Source organism: Mesorhizobium sp. M8A.F.Ca.ET.207.01.1.1, from assembly GCF_004794715.1.
Taxonomy (GTDB): Bacteria; Pseudomonadota; Alphaproteobacteria; order Rhizobiales; family Rhizobiaceae; genus Mesorhizobium.
The window spans coordinates 1-315 of record NZ_SRUS01000411.1; the positions used below are offsets into that span (position 1 = coordinate 1).

General features: G+C 70.2%; 1 protein-coding gene. It reads right to left on the bottom strand.

Going from position 1 to position 315, the window contains the following annotated elements; translation table 11 throughout:
* Positions 1 to 315, bottom strand: a 315-nt coding sequence (locus EN850_RS35135) for a phosphotransferase (protein WP_145973035.1), incomplete at both ends; no start/stop codon positions are given.

The following is a 315-nucleotide window of genomic DNA, read 5'->3' on the forward strand; positions in this document are numbered from 1 at the left end:
ACGGTCCACTCGCCGTGCTCGACCGCAGTGCGGCCATCGGCCGCTGGCAGTACCTGCACCACCGGTACGCCCGCCGCAGCGAGATGGGCGATGAAACGGTGTTCTTCTTCCAGGCACGTCGCGCTGCGCACGCTGTGGTGATGGCGCTTGACGAACACCGCCCCGTTCGCGCCGCTGACGATGGCGGCAGCCGACAGCGGCCGCGGGCTGTGCCAGCGCGCATGGCTGCCGCTGTCCAGCTGTGAGTAGCGCTGGCGCAGCCACGCGATGTCCGTCGCGCTGATCGGTGGCCAGTCGGCAGCCACCTCGTCGTTG